Raw genomic sequence first — 17,511 nt, 5'->3', positions numbered from 1 at the left:
GTCAGTTTTGCAAAAAGCATCATTACTATTTATAACTTATGACAGGAAATGAAAAATATATCGTACTTAATCTATTAAACGAATAAAGAACGAATAAAGATTGAATAAATATAACAACAAGAATATTTGTTATCATATTCTCGATATTTTTACCAGTATTTAAGAAATATCTTTAACCAAGATTTGAGTGTAATAGCACGTCGTTTAACTGTTTTTTCTGACAGTTTTGGACATACTTCTAACAAGAATTGAGTCGCACTCTCAGGTTGAATTTCTGAAAGATCATTTGCATTGTACCAATTAAACCATGCTACTCCAATTTTTGATGATATAAATTGGTAAGCAAGAAATCTCTTTTTGGCTTCATTTTGTAACCGATACAGTATATAACAACTAGCTGTTGGTTCTTGTCGTTCATTTGCCAGACCAAGAATTTCTACTGCTCTTAGATAGTAAAAGAACTGTCTTTCTGTAATTCCATCTATGTCCAAAAACTTCTGTCTGACTATTGATGGAGATGATGGATATTGAATCAATAAAGATGCAAAATCTAGAATTCGTTCAAGTTTATCAGCTTGGGGAATGTCATGAGAGAAGACTCTAATATTTTGCCGAACAGATTCTTCAACTTTGGGAATATCTTCTGTAGAGATAGAGTTAACAAAATATAATTCTGGATTATTTGTAGAAACAGCTAAATTTACTTGCAGTTCATTTTCTTTAAGTTGTGCTACACAATCTTGCCAGCTATCAACTATAAATGCGTTAATTTCGTTTTCTACATATTCTGCTGAAGAAAGAGATTTGATTGCATTTGCAAGTAAATATGATTGATTGGTATTTAGATCAATATGGAGGATAATTGTCCATGAACCGGGGATTGCCTGTGCTGGCGTAAAAGTGGGAAGTGTGGTTATTTTCTTAAAAGTCTCATCTGCAACTGCTTGAAATAATCTTTCTAACTTATCAACTGCATGAGCAACAACTGACCAAGACTTGTTTTCTTGAGGATTATCAATACGCACTGCAACTGATAAACCATCTTTGTTAAAGACTGTCCCCAAAGCTGCAAGACATGAAGTAATTAGTCTATGTATATTGTCTTTTACTTGATAATAATTTGCGCCTTGCTCAGAATTTAAGATTTCAGGACTATATATTTTTTTGAGCAAATTACTAGCATCTGACCAAATACGTTGATCTGAGTATTGATTGTATTGCTTTTGCCCTGCTATTCTTAAAAATGTCTCTACTCCTTCAGACCACTCATCTTTGATATCTAAATCATCTACTTTATCTAATACTGATTGAGTCAGAGATTTAAATTCTTTAAGTTGCTTTCTTGTGCGAGGAGCTTTTGCATAATTTTCTCCCCAAGTAGATATAAAATCTAAAGTCTGTTCAGAAATAAGAGAATTTTTTCCAAAAAGACTCACCTTTAAAAAAGAATCTAGTGCAGGACTTAATAAAGCAAAAATAGGTAATTCCCAATCTTTAACACAAGATATAAGGCTAACAATACTAACTCTTGATGAACTATCAGAAGTTATATTATGTCGAGATAATATTGAGGCGAGAAGTAACCAAATTACATCATTGCTGACTTTTGCTGAATCTCTTTTAATAAGTTCGCGTCCCAATACTCCTAAACATATTTCCAAAACTTCTTGCGATCCTAGTGCAAGCAAGGTAGCAAAATCTCTCACACTTGTATCTAATTTTGTTAGATTAACAGATATTTTGGCAACTTCTTCTCTCACTCCGTCGCTATCGCCAGAGTCTAAAAATTGCTGTACTTTAGTGAGAGTAGTCGTCATTCTGCTTGTTGTGTAGGAATAAAAGTGATTCCGCTGCGAATTTCAATGTCAACACGGGCGTTGCTAATTGTACGCGTAGGATCTTGAAATGAGTGAGGTTGGGATTCAGGTCTGACACCACCTTGTTGACTAGCATTTTTAATGAAACGTCTAGCTTTGGCAAAGGCCTGTTTTCGTTCTAACTTTTCAGAGTTACTACATTCTCCTTCAATCTTAGCAAGAAATGATAATCCCTCTTCATCAGTAACAGGTTTTTCTTCTGCCCAAGAACGGGTGTAGCCTCCTCTCTTTGTTATATCATCTCCTTGAGCTTGTACTGCTCCACGGTATGGCGCTTGGGAACTGGACATATCAAACCCTAAAACCTGGTTAATTTACTGTCCCAAATTTTACCACAAATATATATATGACAATTTTCCCGATGATTTATGGGATAATTCTTGTGAATACACCTTCTTGTTTTCATGTGGGCAAAAGAATCTGATCTAAAAAACCAGGTTAAAGTAATATTAGATGTGATCGCATTCACTCCCTTTGAGCAATGTCAACCCTTAAACCGCAAGTTTGATAAAATTCCTGCTGTTCCTGGAATTTACGCAATTAGACACCAGACCGATGGATTACTCTACATTGGTAAGACTAAAAATTTGCGTAGTCGCTTCAGTGGTGGGCCTAAAGCTTTTTACTGAAATTGAGTATCAGTTGAGGCTATTATTGAAATGGCGTTCACGTAGTGTCTCTGAAAGAGAATCGCTAGTTTTTTGGATACAGAAGCTTTGGGTTTTGCAGACTGTAACCCAGGGAGAGGACAATAAAAATTATGATGTCTAAGATCCCCGAATTTTTTATTTAATCCTATCAATAAATTATGATTTCTTGGTAGAAGTCGGGGATCTGAATCTTTAATCTATCTCTGGTTCAACACCTAAAGCACGCAATTGTGCAATTAATTTTTCTGTTTTTTGTCTTTCTTGATCTGCGCGTTGTCTTTCTTGGTCTGCGCGTTGTCTTTCTTGGTCTGCGCGTTGTTTTTCTTGATTTGCGCGTTGTTTTTCTTGATTTGCGCGTTGTTTTTCTTGATTTGCGCGTTGTTTTTCTTGATCTGCGGGAGTTAATACCCAATTACCATTTTTATCATACCAACGCAACCAAGGCATATTGACGTTTTTATAACTTCCTTCCCAAACTCCTAAACCTAATTCTATACTGGGTATCCAGAAGCGGGAATTTGTTAAATTTGCTTCAATATAGCGATCGCCATTTAACTGAAACATTCTAAACTCAGATTGATAACGATCAAAAATTGCGTAATAAGGTACTCTTAAAATCTGCTCATAAATCTCCCATTTAACAGGAGGTTTTTCCACATCTCGCAATGTTTGACCTAAATCTTCTTTTTCTGTTCCTGGTGATAGCAATTCAACGATAATATAGGGATTAACAGCTTCTTGCCACACTACATAACTTAATCTTAAATCTTCATGATCACCATATAAATATGGTACACCTAAAACCGCAAACCAATCAGGACGTTTATACCACAATGGATGACGAGAATCATAATACAGATTCATGTCACTACCTGTAAATATTTCCTGACTATGATAATTAGCAGGTGCAAATGTTTCTGATAATAATTGTGGTTGTAATAAATGGAATTGATCTGGCAAACCTTTCTCCTCTGGATCTTCACTCGGTAGATCATACATTGTGGGTAATGTTTCTTTAGGGGAAAGTGGCGGATCTGTTTGATACATTTTTCACTGTCCTCAAGCTATAATTTATATTTCTATTATGTCGCACTCTCACGAATCACCTTTTTACACTCTTGAACATCAACCCCTTTTTTCATTGCTGACACCAAAGCTTGATAACTTTCCCAATTCTCCTGAATCAGATTTTTAGATTGCAGCAAATGAAACCGTTGTTTTTGCTGATAAATATCCTCAGAAAAACCAAGAACCTGTAAAAATTGCATTAACTTAATTTTATCATCATTTCCACCTTGAGGAGCATCAAAAATCAAAGTTTCCGCAGCAATTCCCGCCATTAAAATTGTACAATAGCGTTCTAAAATTTGGGTACTAATTTCACCTTTTTCTATTTGCGTTGTTAACTCCCTATCATCTATTGATACCCCCCCTTGTCCTGGTTGTCCTTGTTTCCAAGCTTCCCACGCACTAAGAGTATAGCCAGTTATGGGGATTTCTAACAAGTGAGCCACGAGAAAATGACCTGCTTCATGATGTAAAATGCGTTCTTTATATTCTGGAGAAAATCGTGCCAGGAAGTCTAAAAATATCGTTCCTCCCTTACCTTGAAAGCTGAAATTATCTAAAGTTGCAATTCCTAAAAACGTCACTGTAGCTAAAGCTGGTATTGTGGGAGAAAGATGTATTAACGGTCCTAATAAAGTAGAAAAAGTCATCAGAAAAACAGATATAGCAACGAGATTTATCGCAGTTTGGCTCATGGGAAGTTTTTTTAATAAAATAGAATTATACCTAATTTCTCAGCCATCAAATCAAAATTATGCAATCTCAATTAAGTATTATTAGTGTTAAACAATACATGAACAATGATAAAAACATTGTGGTGCGGGCATCCTGCCCGCATAAAGTGTACCTCATTCAAGCTGAACTTGCTGTAACAAGGAACAAAATTATGTATACTTAATCATACTGAAAAACACTATAAATATCAAAAATTAAAAAATATTGATCAAAACTGGATTATTGAATATATTTATACTCAGAAGAAAAAAAATAACCTTTATGCGACCAACTACCAGACCAGAAACCAATTTTCAGCCATCATTATTAGACAAAGCCCTGAATCACTTTCAAGCCTGGGCAATACAGAACCCTCAAAACCCAGTCAGCCGTACCTTTCTGCCTATAATCAGTTTTGTAGAGGGAACAATTGCCAATGATCCACCTTACCTAGATAGGAAAAGGCAAGTGCTGGGTAATGCCTTTTGTTGTGCGGGGGAAGTAGTCTTAGGAGACTTTAAAACCCTAGAAACTGCCTTAACCTCACCCCAAGCCCGTGACTGGAGACTAGGAACTTCTATGCTGAGTTCTAGTCATGCTCCGGGAATTGATCAAGGAGGTCGCAATGTTCTTTTAATTACTCTCTCAGACCCAGCAGCCGGTGGGGAAAATCATGATGCTTTCCGTCAGTGTGTTGATAATTACTTCTTTAACGAAGAAATGGTAATGCGTCAAAATGATCAAGTAGCACAACGTTTGTTCAATAAGTTAGCGGCTGATTATGTAGATAGAATTACCAATAATAGTTTAGAAGAATTTTTCAATAATGATCAACGAGATTGGATGGGCTTTTTAGTCCGGTATCTTCACTACGTTATTTTTGGCATTAATCCTGATGATGAAGTAACAATCAGAATTATCACAACCTTACACTATACCAAAAGGGGAACATTATATTATTTTGCTGGCAGCAGTAGTTTAGAAAAGTTAAATATATGGGGATTTCGTCAAGTTCCTAAACTAGTGGAGCAAGTAGCGACGATTTACGAAAATTCTCCAGCCTTAGCTAATTTTCAAGAGAACGACCCTAAATATCATCAAATGACGCGGCGAGAACTTGCAAAACTGATGGTATCTTTAATGAGTATTGCCGGGTTGCAAGGACCATTACACTTGGGAAAAACAGCATTAGGTTATCAATCCCTTCCTGCTTACCAAGGTCGTCAAACTGATAAAATTGATATTAAGAGTTATTGGGACAGGCTCGATCTTAATGATCGTCCTAGTATTCAACTTTTTCTGTTAGAATGCGCCCGTCTGTTTATGCCTGTAAGTGCCTCTCACCGAGTAGCGACAGAACCATTTAGGGTAACATTGGCAGGTAAAGCGCGAACCTTTCCGAAAGGAACTAAAATTTTAATTCCTATGCTTTTGGGGATGTTAAGTGAAGATTTTTGGGGAAAAACTGCTTATGAATTTAATGCAAACAGAGAAAATCTTTGCCCTTTTCACATGGGTTTTAATTCCGTTGGTTCTCGTCATGCGGGCCGCATTTGTCCGGGGAAAGATTTAGCATTAGAAATGCTAACCAATGTTATTATTAGCGTGGGTAAAGCCCGTCGTTCTTACTTAAACCAAATATCCTAGTCCATATCATCAATATTATGCAGCCATTTCTACCTCAAAATGACCCGAACCCCGCACAACGCCAATCTTGTCTAGAGAAAGGCCGCAAAGAGTATCAATTCATGTATGATTTTTTGCCGCCTATGGCGATGCTCAAAAGCGTACCTCCCGCAGAGAATTTTTCTACTAAGTATATTGCTGAACGGACATTAGAGGCAGCAGAACTTCCTCTAAATATGATGGCTGTTAAAACTCATGCTATGTGGGATCCTTTAGATGAATTGCAAGATTATGAGGACTTTTTCCCAGTTTTGCAAAAACCTAATGTGATGAAAACCTATGAAACCGATGATTCCTTCGCCGAACAACGGCTTTGTGGAGTAAATCCGATGGTTTTACGTCAAATTAAGCAAATGCCAGCTAACTTTGCCTTTACCATTGAAGAATTACAGGATAAGTTTGGCAGTTCTATTAATTTAATTGAAAGATTGGCAACCGGAAATCTATATGTCGCTGATTATAGATCCTTGGCGTTCATTCAAGGTGGCACTTATGCCAAAGGAAAAAAGTACCTACCAGCACCTCTAGCTTTTTTCTGTTGGCGCACTTCAGGCTTTCAAGATCGAGGCCAATTAGTACCTGTAGCCATTCAAATCGCCCCCAAAGCAGGTAAAGTCAGCCCCTTGCTAACTCCTTTTGATGACCCTTTAACCTGGTTTTATGCTAAGTCCTGTGTGCAAATTGCTGATGCTAATCATCATGAAATGAGCAGCCATTTATGCCGGACTCACCTGGTAATGGAACCCTTTGCTGTTGTCACCCCCCGTCAACTGGCTGAAAATCATCCTCTGAGAATATTACTCAAACCCCATTTCCGGTTTATGTTGGCTAATAATGATTTAGCTCGCAAGCGTCTGGTTAGTAGGGGCGGTTTTGTGGATGAATTATTAGCAGGAACTCTGCAAGAATCATTGCAAATTGTGGTAGATGCCTATAAAAGTTGGAGTCTAGACCAGTTTGCTCTACCCAGAGAACTCAAAAATCGCGGTGTGAATGATGTCAAAAACTTACCACATTATCCTTATCGGGATGATGGAATTTTGTTATGGAATGCGATTAATAAGTTTGTATTTAACTATTTGCAGCTTTATTATCAGAGTTCAGCAGACTTGAAAGCAGACGCAGAACTGCAAGCTTGGGCGCGGGAATTAGTGGCTCAGGATGGTGGTAGAGTTAAGGGTATGAGCGATCGCATTGATACCCTAGAACAATTAGTGGAGATTGTTACTACTATCATATATATTTGTGGTCCGCAGCATTCGGCGGTTAATTTCTCCCAATATGAATACATGGGTTTTATTCCTAATATGCCCCTAGCTGCTTATCAACCAATTCAACAAAAGGGTGATATTAAAGACCGTAAAGCCCTCATAGATTTTCTACCACCAGCCAAGCCCACAAATACCCAATTATCAACTGTGTACATACTTTCAGACTATCGTTATGACAGACTGGGATATTATGAAGAGGAAGAATTTACAGATCCAAATGCTGACCAAGTTGTGAATAAATTTCAGCAAGAATTGAATATGGTACAGAGAAAAATTGAATTGAATAATAAGGGACGTTTAGTAAATTACGAATATCTCCAACCAAGACTTATTCTCAACAGTATTAGTATTTAACTAGTTGCAGAATAGACAAAACCCCATTAGACATCTTGTGAGAATTAAATGTGCGTGACTTGAAACCCTTGTAGAGACGTTCCATGGGTAGGGATTCTCGGCTCTACAATATTTTTTTGTCTGTTTTTAATAATATTAAAATGGGATATTTTATTCTTTATCATTCACTATTTCATCTTCCATATTAAACTCAATTCGATTTTGCAAAATAATTTCTTCAATTACTTGAATACCTCTTTTCTCGTTCCCATACAGAGTATGGGAATGAATTACGCAAGGCTCTGCCTTCATTGATACTAAATTATGGAGGCAGAGCCTCTAAGTAGCATTCCCAGTCGGAGACTGGGAACGAGAATTAAAGAGAATCAAAATCCAATGCTACCAGAAAAAACATTATTTTAATGATGAAAATTCAGTGTTTAATTACGAAATTATATCATATATGGAAGGCAGAGCAGTCTTGATTTCATTCCCAGTCGGAGACTGGAAACGAGAAAAATGTAGGGTGGGTTAGCGACAGCGTAACCCACCATTTAATGGTACAGTGTGATTGGTTTTATGCTCTAGAGAAGTTTAGTAACGACGAAACCACCAATAGTTACCAACAGCCCTCCAAGCATAGCCATATGGTGTGTAATAAATCCAACCACCCACTACCTCAAGTTCCAAATCAGATAATTCATCAAACTGGTTTTCAACTTGTGCTAAGTCAGCAATTTGAATGCGAGCCATCTTCGTATTCTCCTTGATTTTAAAAAATCTAGAAAACAGGAAACGTTGTACTTTTTCATTTCCCGACTACATCATATTAAAAATAAAAACCTCTGTCTAGAGATTTAAACAAAATAAAAGTGACATAATTGTTTCAGTTTTGTCACTTTCAATAGCTTGATGATAACAGCATTTCACGCACAAAAATCCGTAAAATTGCCATTTTAAGTTAAAAATATCACCAAAAAACAGGCAATTACGGATTAAAAATAGCTAAAAAAAGGGACATAATTGTTGCACTACTGTAGGAATTTTGTCACTTTTGCCTATTAATTTAAATATAAACAAATTCATAAATTATTAAATAATTAAGATATATGTATTAGCTCTTATAAGCATAAATTATACAGCAGTTCCCGACCTTATGAAGTACAGATATTAATAATAAAACTCTTGTGGTGCGGGCATCTTGCCCGCACAGGGTGTACCTCACTCAGGCTGAACTTGCTGTATGAGATATGCAATTTATTTTACATAACTACCTAATCAGATGGTGGGTTACGCTGTCGCTAACCCACCCTACGTATATTTGAAGATTTCAACAAGAGGATTAATTCAATTGCAACCTAAGACTCCATTTCCGCTAATTCTAACCAACGTTCCGTGGCTACATCAATATTTTTCTTGAGGGTTTCCACCTGTTCATAAAGTTTTTGTACTTCGCTATAATTCCCCGCCATAGTTGCTAATTTTTTTTCTAATGCTGTTTTCTCAGCTTCTAATTTGGCAATTTTTCCTTCTAATTCTGCAAATTCCCGTCTTTCCCAATTAGATAACCTGCGGCGTTTTTTAGTCTCTATAACTGGAGATGTCACCTTTTCGACAATGACAGCCTTTGCTGTTTCCTGTGGTTGAGCTTCCTCAGATTTTTTATAATCTAAATAAATAGAATAATTCCCCGGATATTGACGTAAACTTCCCCCTGCTTCCAAAGCGAAAATTGTATCTACTGTCCGATCTAAAAAGTAACGATCATGGGAAACTACAATTACACAACCATTAAAATCTTCCAGATAATCTTCTAATACTGCTAATGTTTGGACATCTAAATCATTAGTCGGTTCATCTAAAATCAAGACATTGGGCGCACTAATGAGAATACGCAATAGGAATAAACGACGTTTTTCTCCGCCAGAAAGTTTATGAATGGGTGCATATTGTTGATTTCCCGGAAACAAAAATCTCTCTAACATTTGGGAAGCAGTGATTTTAGTTCCGTCGGATATTTCAATAAATTCTCCTTCTTCTTTAATATAATCAATCACGCGCTGATCTTCATTCACAGCCGTTAACAATTCTTCTGAATGTTGGTTAAAATAACCAATATGAATGGTACTACCAATTTCTACAATACCAGAATCTGGTTTAATTCTGGCGGTAATAATATCCATCAAGGTAGATTTTCCTGCACCATTTTCACCAATAATACCAATTCTATCTTCTGGACTAAATTCATAAGTAAAATCCTTAATTAAGGTTCTACCATTGTAGGCTTTACTAACATTTTTGATGTCAATAACTTTCTTACCAATACGACGACCAATGGTAGAAATATCAACCTTACCATTAAGTTGTTTAAACTCAGTATCTCGCAAAGCATGAGCGCGTTCAATTCTGGCTTTTTGCTTTGTACTTCTAGCTTTTGGTCCTTTTTTCAACCATTCTAATTCTCGTCGTAAAATTCCTTGATGTTTCCGTTGAGTGCTAATAGCGGACTCTTCAGCTAAGGCCTTTTTTTCTAGATAATAGGAATAATTACCAGTATAAGTGTAAATATCACCGCGATCAATTTCGATAATTTTATTAGTAACTCTATCTAGAAAATAACGATCATGGGTAATTAATAAAAGTGCGCCACGATAGCGATTTAAATAACTTTGTAACCATTCTACAGACAGGGCATCAAGATGGTTTGTCGGTTCATCCATTAATAATAAATCAGGTTCTGATATGAGGGCTGCGGCTAAAGCAATGCGCTTGCGATATCCCCCTGATAATGTGCCAACTTTCACATCAAAATCAGCAATTCCTAGTTTTGTTAAAATGATTTTAGCGTTGGTTTCTACTTCCCATGCACCTGTGGCATCCATGCGCTGCATTACACTGGAAAGACGAGACATTAATTGACTATCATCGGGATAATGTGCCAATTTATCAGACAATTCTTCGTACTCTTTAACTAGGTGCATTTGTTCACCACTGTCAGCAAATACCTGTTCTAAAACTGTGTGATTTTCGTCTATATCTGGCTGTTGGGGTAAGTAAACAATTTTCGCACCGGAATTAACTAAAATTTGACCGCTATCAATTGATTCTAAGCCGGCGATCATTTTTAATAAAGTTGATTTACCAGAACCATTAGTACCAATTAAACCAACTTTGTCATTAGTATCAAGACTAAAATTAGCATCTTTTAAGAGTTCTTTAATGCCAAAATCTTTTTTAACTGACTGTAATGTAACAATGCTCATATTATCTGGTAACTAGTGATTAAGAATGAGGTGGGCAATGCCCACCCTAAAGACGATTATAAACGAAATTCTAGACAAATAAATCGAGGGGTAAATGTCCATACATTTCGTTAACTCCTCCCTCTTGATAGGACTGACAAGATACTAGCACTCCCCGATGATGACCAGAATAGGAATCGAGATAACACAAGCCATTTTTGCCATTTAATTTGATGTAAACTGGTCCTTCTGGTTGCGGTAAATCAGTTGGTGGTTGATAACCCAAGGCACGAGAATAGGTTTTCATGGCTAAAATTCCCTCTTCGGCTGTATCAGCACAAATACCTAAAATTTGATAATCAGTCAGACTGGTGACAAAAATTAATGCCTCCCGGGTGGGAATTTTCTCCGACGGTTTCAGAATGGGAGCGATATCCAGACAGTTGAATTTGTTGAGTATTTTCCTGGCTTCTGGGAGTGAGAGTTGCTGATAATTGGGAGTAGACATAATATGATTTGTCTAGTTTTACGTCTGGTTTAGGTTGTGGGAGTGAGATTTGATCACATTACTAGCATTTTTGAACAAAATCAAGATTGATATGACATATTCCGCTCTAAAAAAGCTAATAATTGCCGGTAAAATTAGCACATCTTGTTTCTAGGCAATGTCATTATACCGTTGATTAACGCTCTGGTTTTGCTGGAGAATAATTTTGACGATAATATTTTTCTAATATAATTGCTAAAACTGGAGTTTGCCAAATTAGTAGTTAACAATAATCGTCAAGGTTCGATGACGATAGATGCCAATTTATTCCTGACGGAAGATAACTGTATCTATTATTTCAATTTTCATAACTGATTAACTTGATTATGTGGTAATATTAATTGTAAGTAATTAGCAATTAATAATTAGCAATTAATGTGAATATACCATTAAAATCTCCCCGCTTATCACAAAGACGTACAAATTCTGTACATCCTCTCCAGCGTTTATTTAAGTATGGACACAAGTATACTAAACAAATTCGGCTGGCCATTGGCGCTTCTATCCTGAATAAAGTTTTTGATTTAGCACCACCTGTATTAATTGGGATTGCGGTGGATGTGGTAGTTAAGCAAGATAATTCTATCATTGCTGGGTTAGGTGTCAAGGATATTTATGGGCAATTCCTGATTTTATCCTTGTTGACGGTGATTACTTGGGTGTTGGAATCATTGTTTGAATATGTTTATAAATTATTATGGCGCAATTTGGGGCAGAATATTCAACATAATTTAAGATTGTCCGCATATAAACACCTGCAAGAATTAGAATTAGCCTATTTTGAAGAACGCAGTACGGGAGGTTTAATGTCTATCCTCAGTGATGATATTAACCAATTAGAGCGGTTTTTAGATGTGGGTGCAAATGATATTATTCAAGTCACTACAACTATTATCATCGTTGGTGGTGCATTTTTTATTTTAGCTCCTAGTGTGGCTGGGATGGCAATTTTACCCATGCCTTTTATTCTCGGTGGTTCGATAGTTTTTCAGAAATTTCTCGCTCCTCGTTATGCTGATGTTCGGGAAAAAGTAGGTTTATTAAATAGCAGATTGTCTAATAATTTGAGCGGAATTACTACCATTAAAAGTTTTACAGCCGAAGATTATGAATCTGCTCGTGTAGAATTAGAAAGTAATGCTTATCGTCAAAGTAATGCAGTAGCGATCGCCTTATCTGCGGCTTATATTCCCATCATTCGGATGTTCATTTTAATAGCTTTTACAATATTGCTATTATTCGGCGGTATGGAAACAGTAGCGGGAAGATTGGCTGTCGGTGCTTATAGTTCTTTGGTGTTTTTAGTACAGCTTTTATTATGGCCATTAACCAGATTAGGAGATACTTTTGATTTATATCAAAGAGCTATGGCTTCTACTAATCGAGTCATGGATTTATTAGATACTCCTATGACAATTCCTGGGGGAAATATTGATTTACCCATAGATATGATTCGGGGAGCTTTAGAATTTAAAAATGTCAGCTTTGCTTATCAGAATAGAAACCCAATTATCAAAAACTTATCTTTAGAAATTCCAGCGGGAAATACAATTGCTATTGTCGGTTCAACAGGTTCAGGTAAAAGCACTTTAGTTAAGTTATTACTGCGTTTTTATGAAGTACAAAATGGTAAAATCACTCTGGATGGAATTGATTTACAACAGTTAAATTTACGAGATTTACGCCGCGCTATTGGTTTAGTCAGTCAAGATGTATTTCTATTTCATGGTACAGTGGGAGAAAATATAGCCTATGGTACTTTCACTGCTACTAATGAAGAGATCATCATGGCCGCAAAAATAGCAGAAGCTCATGATTTTATTATGAATTTACCCCAAGGTTATGAGACAATAGTAGGGGAAAGAGGACAAAAATTATCTGGAGGACAAAGACAACGAATTGCGATCGCTCGCGCAGTATTAAAAGATCCACCAATTCTGATTTTAGATGAAGCTACTTCAGCAGTAGACAATGAAACTGAGGCCGCAATTCAACGTTCCCTAGAACGAATTACGGTCAATAGAACTACTATAGCTATAGCTCATCGTCTTTCAACAATTCGCAATGCTGATTGTATTTATGTCATGGAACATGGTAAATTAGTAGAAGCAGGAACTCATGAACAACTGTTAGAAAAAAATGGCATTTACACCAGTCTCTGGCTGGTGCAATCTGGGTTAAAATAGAGAAAATTATCATAAAAGACTCTACCGGAGTTAGTATGATAAACTGGAGGGAACTCTTAACTGGGAACAGGGAACAGAAGGAATGTCAGATATTAATGACTTTAAAGACTTGATAATTTGGCAAAAAGGGATGGATATTGCTCAAAGATGCTATTTCCTTACTAAACTTTTTCCCAAGGATGAGTTATATGGTATGGTTCAACAAGTTAGAAGAAGTGCTGTATCTATTCCCGCTAATATATCTGAAGGATATGGACGAAGATATAGAGGAGAATATATAAGATTTTTAAGCATAGCCCAAGGGTCAGTTAATGAATTAGAAACTCATCTAATTTTATATCACCGAGTAGGATTATGTTCAGAAAAGGATGTAGAAATGATTCTTAATTTATTAAAAGAAGAAGGCAGAATGATTATTAGTCTTATTAAAAAACTAGAAAATTAATTTTTTTCCCTGTTCCCTGTTCCCTGTTCCCTGTTCCCTTCTCTCAACTTCTCGGTTTAGCATAACAAGTACCTAATAACCAAATAAAATTACCAATTAACGATCATGTTTAGTATTCCCCAACCAGAAACAGAAGACAATAAATGGCGCAGACAATTAGATAAATTTGTCAAAAACAATCAGCCAGAACTAGCTGCACTTTTTTGGGGGTTGTGGTTAGAAAATGGCAATAGTCAGGGAACTATCGGTATTGATTTCCAACCCACTCCCCATTTTGTTTATTGTCCCCAATCCGAAATAGAAAAGTTGAATGAGCGAGTTGAAAATCGTCTCCAAGAAATTTTGGGAATTATTGATAATAATAAACCCGAAACAGAGGTAGTCATGATTGGAATTGGTAAAGGAGAAATTAAACTAATTCAATTCGCACCCAAATCATCACCAGAAGCCTGTTTTCATCAAATAGGAAAAGATGTAGATGGATTATTGGATTTACTAGAACAGCGATTAATTGAGCAAATTAGCGATCGCTAAAAGCATTGATTGTGCTATAATAGGTCAGAAAAAATACACAATAATTGCATGAATTTATGATTCACCATTTTTCTATTGCTGCTGAAAATCCCCAACATACAGCCGCAGTTCTCGCCGAAATCATGAACGGAAACGTCCTTCCCTTCGCTCCTCATTCAGGTAGTTACATGATGCTATCCCTCGACAAATACGGAACAGGAATTGAAGTTTATCCATTAAAAATTGTCATCCAACCTGGTGAAGGAGAACAAAGTTGTCAGTTTCAAGAAACTTCTCACCCCAACAATTTTACAGCTACTCATGCAGCCATTTCCGTTGATTCTACCCAAGAACAAATAGAAGCAATTGGTCATAGAGAAGGTTGGAGAGTTATCCGTTGTCGTCGTGCTTTCTTTGATGTGATGGAATTTTGGGTAGAAAATAGAGTCATGATAGAATTTCTCACACCAGAAATGACAGATCAATATTTAAAACTCACACAATCAGACAACTTGCTTTAATTCAGAAAAAGTGCTACTACTAGGAAAATGATGATTTTGGCTCAAAGCTTAACTATTGACTCGATTTTAGTAAATAACTGTATCCAATTCACAACCTGGGGATTTTCCTCCCTCCTACTCGCGGAAATTGTCAGAGACGCTTATCATGCTTTGTGCCATCAAATAACATGGTTAGCGAAATGGCATAATAAACATCATGCTGTATATAAACGGGATTTAACTTTAATTTCCCAAAAAGCCTACGTAGACTCCCAATTGTATCACGATATCGTCGAATCAGTAATACTAGTAATCATTTTAACAATAATTGCCTTAGTAGCCCATCAATGGGGGTTATGGTTAGGAGTCGCTTATGCTGTTACTTTTTTATACGGTGCATCCCTGCGATATTTCCAGGGAAAAATAGATACAGACTACAATCATTTACCCGGACCATTAGACGCAATTCCCTCCGTTTGGTGGGTAAATAGAAGCTATCATTGGCGACATCATTTTGATGATGTTAATGCTTACTATAGTGGTGTTTTTCCCCTAGTAGATAAAATTCTGGGAACAGGGCTTTCTCTCAAAGGTAAAACCGTAGCTTTAACAGGTGCTTCTGGTGCATTAGGACAAGCACTAGTAGGAGAATTATTAAAGCATAACGCCAAAGTGGTGGCATTAACAACCAACCCGGAAAAAATTACAATTCAACCGCGTGTTAAAGTTATCAAATGGGAATTGGGTAATGAAGCACAACTACAGGAAAGTTTAGAAAAAGTTGATATTCTCATTATCAATCATGGGGTAAATGTCTATGGAAATAGAGATTTTACCGCCATTTATAACTCCTATCAAATTAACACATTTTCCGCCTTAGAATTGATAGATATTTTTTCTGCAACCGTCAGAGGACCCCAAGACAAAGCCACCAAAGAAATTTGGGTAAATACATCAGAAGCAGAAGTTTCTCCAGCCTTCAGCCCTTTGTATGAACTGAGTAAAAGAGCATTAGGGGATATTGTCACCCTCAAAAGATTAGATCAAAATTGTGTAATTCGCAAATTAATTTGCGGACCATTCAAAAGTCAATTAAACCCCTATGGTATCATGTCAGCGTCCCAAGTAGCAAAGGGAATTTTATTTTTCGCCAAACGAGATTTTAGAAATATTATCGTCACAGTCAACCCCTTGACCTATATACTATTTCCCCTCAAAGAATTTAGCACCTGGTTGTACTATCGGATTTTTAGTAAAGGGATGAAAAGCGAATAATTATAAAAATAACATTGCTAAATAAAATCTAACAGTCTCCTTTCTCTCCACCTCTGTGTCCTCTTCCAGGTATGGGTGGAAAAGAAGAGGGACTGAAATATCACCAGCAGTAAAGTTACTTTTTCACTATTTGGAGATTGTTTGTTGTGGTTGTCTGATAGCGTAGCGTGGCGCAAGCCGGACAAAAAATATCCTGAAAATCCTCAGAGTAAATTAATTCTCTGGCTTCCTTAATAAAGCCACAAAACCAGCTTGAACAAAATGAATATCAGCCGTTACTGCATAAATTAAACCCTGATCTTGCATAACAATAAATGAGATACAATCTGTTAAACCCCAATCTTTATCTTGACGACTGTGATAAAGTTCCAGCGCACCCATGAGAAGCGGTGTATCTACACTAACAACTTTGATATTATCTGTTTGATAACACTGATTAATAAACTGAACTGATGCTGTGCGGTTTACTGCACTTAAAGCATTACCAACTTCTATTAAAACTGCTTCTGTCACCCATACTTCAACGGCATTTTTCACCCTTGGTAATAATGCTTTTGCTTGAGTATGATATTGATCATTCTTGTTTAATAGAGCCTGAATAAATACCGTATCTAAAAATAGTCTTTCCTGATTCATTCTCTGATCTCATTGTCCTGTTTAGGAGTACCATATAAATAAAAATCATGTTGACTTGACCAATCACTTGGTGCTTCAATAGTTCCTGTTAATGCCTCTAGCACATCCCAAGCATTACCTTGATTTTCTATATATTCTAGTGTTTCACTAAAAAGAGGATTATTCTTGTGCATTCCCGCAAATTTCAGCCAAGGATGTTCTGTTTTAGCTGGTTCGATTTCTAAAGTTACTATTTCTGGTTTTCGGGCTTGAAAAAGTTGAATAAGATTATTTAATGCTTCTTCTTTATTTGCACCTAAACCTTGACATTCTGGTAAACTCAACAGTGTAGCTTTAACCTTGCCATCTTCTTGATTTTCAATCAACACATCATAAGTTAACTTGGGTGTAATTCTGGAAAGAGCATTGTTAACGGTTACAATCATGATATTTTTACTCTTTTAACTCTGAATTGATTATAACACAATACTTAAAACAGGAACAAAAGTTTTCCATCTTCACGGTAAAAAAAAATCAATAGCAAACAAACATTTTTAAAACAAGCGGCTGAAGCAATTGAATTTCCTAC

The 17,511-nt window shown here is 36.4% G+C and carries 18 protein-coding genes; 8 read left to right on the top strand and 10 right to left on the bottom strand.

From position 1 onward, the window contains the following. Positions 1-149 precede the first annotated feature (149 nt). Both ACIR310F_RS0108510 and ACIR310F_RS0108505 read right to left on the bottom strand, forming a co-directional pair. Positions 150-1,760 carry a hypothetical protein gene (locus ACIR310F_RS0108510; protein ID WP_231387437.1) on the bottom strand — a complete coding sequence of 537 codons (1,611 nt, stop codon included), beginning with the start codon at positions 1,758-1,760 and terminating at the stop codon, positions 150-152. Positions 1,761-1,813: 53 nt separating this feature from the next. Continuing rightward, positions 1,814-2,167, bottom strand: a complete 354-nt coding sequence (locus ACIR310F_RS0108505; RefSeq protein ID WP_028083466.1) for a hypothetical protein — start codon at positions 2,165-2,167, stop codon at positions 1,814-1,816. Between the two features lie 114 nt (positions 2,168-2,281). Between ACIR310F_RS0108505 and ACIR310F_RS24810 the strand changes: the two genes are divergently transcribed. Continuing rightward, the gene (locus ACIR310F_RS24810; protein ID WP_081677565.1) at positions 2,282-2,506 is read left to right on the top strand and encodes a GIY-YIG nuclease family protein; all 225 of its coding nucleotides are present in this window, start codon (positions 2,282-2,284) and stop codon (positions 2,504-2,506) included. A gap of 213 nt (positions 2,507-2,719) precedes the next feature. Here the strand turns inward: ACIR310F_RS24810 and ACIR310F_RS0108495 are convergent, their stop codons facing one another. After that, positions 2,720-3,574 carry a Uma2 family endonuclease gene (locus tag ACIR310F_RS0108495; protein WP_028083465.1) on the bottom strand — a complete coding sequence of 285 codons (855 nt, stop codon included), beginning with the start codon at positions 3,572-3,574 and terminating at the stop codon, positions 2,720-2,722. Positions 3,575-3,609: 35 nt separating this feature from the next. Next, positions 3,610-4,290 carry a hypothetical protein gene (locus ACIR310F_RS0108490; protein WP_028083464.1) on the bottom strand — a complete coding sequence of 227 codons (681 nt, stop codon included), beginning with the start codon at positions 4,288-4,290 and terminating at the stop codon, positions 3,610-3,612. A gap of 301 nt (positions 4,291-4,591) precedes the next feature. Here ACIR310F_RS0108490 and ACIR310F_RS0108485 point away from each other — a divergent pair, with 301 nt between their 5' ends. Together ACIR310F_RS0108485 and ACIR310F_RS0108480 are read left to right on the top strand one after the other, a co-directional pair. Further along, positions 4,592-5,956, top strand: coding sequence for a cytochrome P450 family protein (locus ACIR310F_RS0108485; protein ID WP_028083463.1), 1,365 nt, complete (start codon positions 4,592-4,594; stop codon positions 5,954-5,956). A 17-nt stretch (positions 5,957-5,973) separates the two neighbouring features. Further along, complete coding sequence (locus tag ACIR310F_RS0108480; RefSeq protein ID WP_028083462.1) at positions 5,974-7,620, top strand: lipoxygenase family protein; 1,647 nt, start codon at positions 5,974-5,976, stop codon at positions 7,618-7,620. A 150-nt stretch (positions 7,621-7,770) separates the two neighbouring features. Here ACIR310F_RS0108480 and ACIR310F_RS25410 read toward each other — a convergent pair whose 3' ends face one another. The 4 genes from ACIR310F_RS25410 to ACIR310F_RS0108460 form a co-directional block, all read right to left on the bottom strand. Then, positions 7,771-7,911 (bottom strand): hypothetical protein, encoded by a 141-nt coding sequence (locus tag ACIR310F_RS25410; protein ID WP_155963692.1) that lies wholly within the window; start codon positions 7,909-7,911, stop codon positions 7,771-7,773. A gap of 282 nt (positions 7,912-8,193) precedes the next feature. Continuing rightward, complete coding sequence (locus ACIR310F_RS25405; protein ID WP_155963690.1) at positions 8,194-8,352, bottom strand: hypothetical protein; 159 nt, start codon at positions 8,350-8,352, stop codon at positions 8,194-8,196. A 605-nt stretch (positions 8,353-8,957) separates the two neighbouring features. Further along, the gene (locus ACIR310F_RS0108465; protein ID WP_028083461.1) at positions 8,958-10,862 is read right to left on the bottom strand and encodes an ABC-F family ATP-binding cassette domain-containing protein; all 1,905 of its coding nucleotides are present in this window, start codon (positions 10,860-10,862) and stop codon (positions 8,958-8,960) included. Positions 10,863-10,932: 70 nt separating this feature from the next. Continuing rightward, positions 10,933-11,349 (bottom strand): DUF1824 family protein, encoded by a 417-nt coding sequence (locus ACIR310F_RS0108460; protein WP_028083460.1) that lies wholly within the window; start codon positions 11,347-11,349, stop codon positions 10,933-10,935. A gap of 416 nt (positions 11,350-11,765) precedes the next feature. On the opposite strand from ACIR310F_RS0108460, the gene ACIR310F_RS0108455 reads away from it, so the two are divergent. The 5 genes from ACIR310F_RS0108455 to ACIR310F_RS0108435 all read left to right on the top strand — a co-directional run bounded on the left by ACIR310F_RS0108455 (position 11,766) and on the right by ACIR310F_RS0108435 (position 16,307). Next, entirely contained in the window at positions 11,766-13,574 is a 1,809-nt protein-coding gene (locus tag ACIR310F_RS0108455) for an ABC transporter ATP-binding protein (protein WP_028083459.1), read from the top strand. An 82-nt stretch (positions 13,575-13,656) separates the two neighbouring features. Further along, positions 13,657-14,019, top strand: a complete 363-nt coding sequence (locus tag ACIR310F_RS0108450) for a four helix bundle protein (protein ID WP_028083458.1) — start codon at positions 13,657-13,659, stop codon at positions 14,017-14,019. Between the two features lie 105 nt (positions 14,020-14,124). Beyond that, complete coding sequence (ccmS, locus tag ACIR310F_RS0108445) at positions 14,125-14,553, top strand: beta-carboxysome assembly chaperone CcmS (RefSeq protein ID WP_028083457.1); 429 nt, start codon at positions 14,125-14,127, stop codon at positions 14,551-14,553. Positions 14,554-14,609: 56 nt separating this feature from the next. After that, on the top strand, positions 14,610-15,053 hold the full coding sequence (locus ACIR310F_RS0108440; RefSeq protein WP_028083456.1) for a hypothetical protein: 444 nt from the start codon (positions 14,610-14,612) through the stop codon (positions 15,051-15,053). Between the two features lie 30 nt (positions 15,054-15,083). Beyond that, on the top strand, positions 15,084-16,307 hold the full coding sequence (locus tag ACIR310F_RS0108435; RefSeq protein WP_028083455.1) for a bifunctional sterol desaturase/short chain dehydrogenase: 1,224 nt from the start codon (positions 15,084-15,086) through the stop codon (positions 16,305-16,307). 213 nt (positions 16,308-16,520) lie between these two features. Here ACIR310F_RS0108435 and ACIR310F_RS0108430 read toward each other — a convergent pair whose 3' ends face one another. Both ACIR310F_RS0108430 and ACIR310F_RS21880 read right to left on the bottom strand, forming a co-directional pair. Beyond that, the gene (locus ACIR310F_RS0108430; protein WP_028083454.1) at positions 16,521-16,943 is read right to left on the bottom strand and encodes a type II toxin-antitoxin system VapC family toxin; all 423 of its coding nucleotides are present in this window, start codon (positions 16,941-16,943) and stop codon (positions 16,521-16,523) included. Continuing rightward, on the bottom strand, positions 16,940-17,368 hold the full coding sequence (locus tag ACIR310F_RS21880; protein ID WP_035367768.1) for a type II toxin-antitoxin system HicB family antitoxin: 429 nt from the start codon (positions 17,366-17,368) through the stop codon (positions 16,940-16,942). Before ACIR310F_RS21880 ends, ACIR310F_RS0108430 begins: the two co-directional genes overlap by 4 nt. Between the last annotated feature and the right edge of the window lie 143 nt (positions 17,369-17,511).

This window comes from Dolichospermum circinale AWQC310F (assembly GCF_000426925.1).
GTDB classification, from domain to species: domain Bacteria; phylum Cyanobacteriota; class Cyanobacteriia; order Cyanobacteriales; family Nostocaceae; genus Dolichospermum; species Dolichospermum circinale.
This window is presented reverse-complemented; position numbering and strand designations above follow the sequence as displayed.

Excerpts from the sequence above, each read along its gene's own strand:
- ACIR310F_RS0108495 (WP_028083465.1), bottom strand. The coding sequence starts at position 3,574 with ATGTATCAAACAGATCCGCCACTTTCCCCTAAAGAAACATTACCCACA.
- ACIR310F_RS0108460 (WP_028083460.1), bottom strand. The coding sequence starts at position 11,349 with ATGTCTACTCCCAATTATCAGCAACTCTCACTCCCAGAAGCCAGGAAA.
- ACIR310F_RS0108440 (WP_028083456.1), top strand. The coding sequence starts at position 14,610 with ATGATTCACCATTTTTCTATTGCTGCTGAAAATCCCCAACATACAGCC.
- ACIR310F_RS0108490 (WP_028083464.1), bottom strand. The coding sequence starts at position 4,290 with ATGAGCCAAACTGCGATAAATCTCGTTGCTATATCTGTTTTTCTGATG.
- ACIR310F_RS21880 (WP_035367768.1), bottom strand. The coding sequence starts at position 17,368 with ATGATTGTAACCGTTAACAATGCTCTTTCCAGAATTACACCCAAGTTA.
- ACIR310F_RS0108430 (WP_028083454.1), bottom strand. The coding sequence starts at position 16,943 with ATGAATCAGGAAAGACTATTTTTAGATACGGTATTTATTCAGGCTCTA.
- ccmS (WP_028083457.1), top strand. The coding sequence starts at position 14,125 with ATGTTTAGTATTCCCCAACCAGAAACAGAAGACAATAAATGGCGCAGA.
- ACIR310F_RS25405 (WP_155963690.1), bottom strand. The coding sequence starts at position 8,352 with ATGGCTCGCATTCAAATTGCTGACTTAGCACAAGTTGAAAACCAGTTT.
- ACIR310F_RS0108465 (WP_028083461.1), bottom strand. The coding sequence starts at position 10,862 with ATGAGCATTGTTACATTACAGTCAGTTAAAAAAGATTTTGGCATTAAA.
- ACIR310F_RS0108450 (WP_028083458.1), top strand. The coding sequence starts at position 13,657 with ATGTCAGATATTAATGACTTTAAAGACTTGATAATTTGGCAAAAAGGG.
- ACIR310F_RS0108505 (WP_028083466.1), bottom strand. The coding sequence starts at position 2,167 with ATGTCCAGTTCCCAAGCGCCATACCGTGGAGCAGTACAAGCTCAAGGA.
- ACIR310F_RS24810 (WP_081677565.1), top strand. The coding sequence starts at position 2,282 with ATGTGGGCAAAAGAATCTGATCTAAAAAACCAGGTTAAAGTAATATTA.
- ACIR310F_RS0108485 (WP_028083463.1), top strand. The coding sequence starts at position 4,592 with ATGCGACCAACTACCAGACCAGAAACCAATTTTCAGCCATCATTATTA.
- ACIR310F_RS25410 (WP_155963692.1), bottom strand. The coding sequence starts at position 7,911 with ATGAAGGCAGAGCCTTGCGTAATTCATTCCCATACTCTGTATGGGAAC.
- ACIR310F_RS0108435 (WP_028083455.1), top strand. The coding sequence starts at position 15,084 with ATGATTTTGGCTCAAAGCTTAACTATTGACTCGATTTTAGTAAATAAC.
- ACIR310F_RS0108480 (WP_028083462.1), top strand. The coding sequence starts at position 5,974 with ATGCAGCCATTTCTACCTCAAAATGACCCGAACCCCGCACAACGCCAA.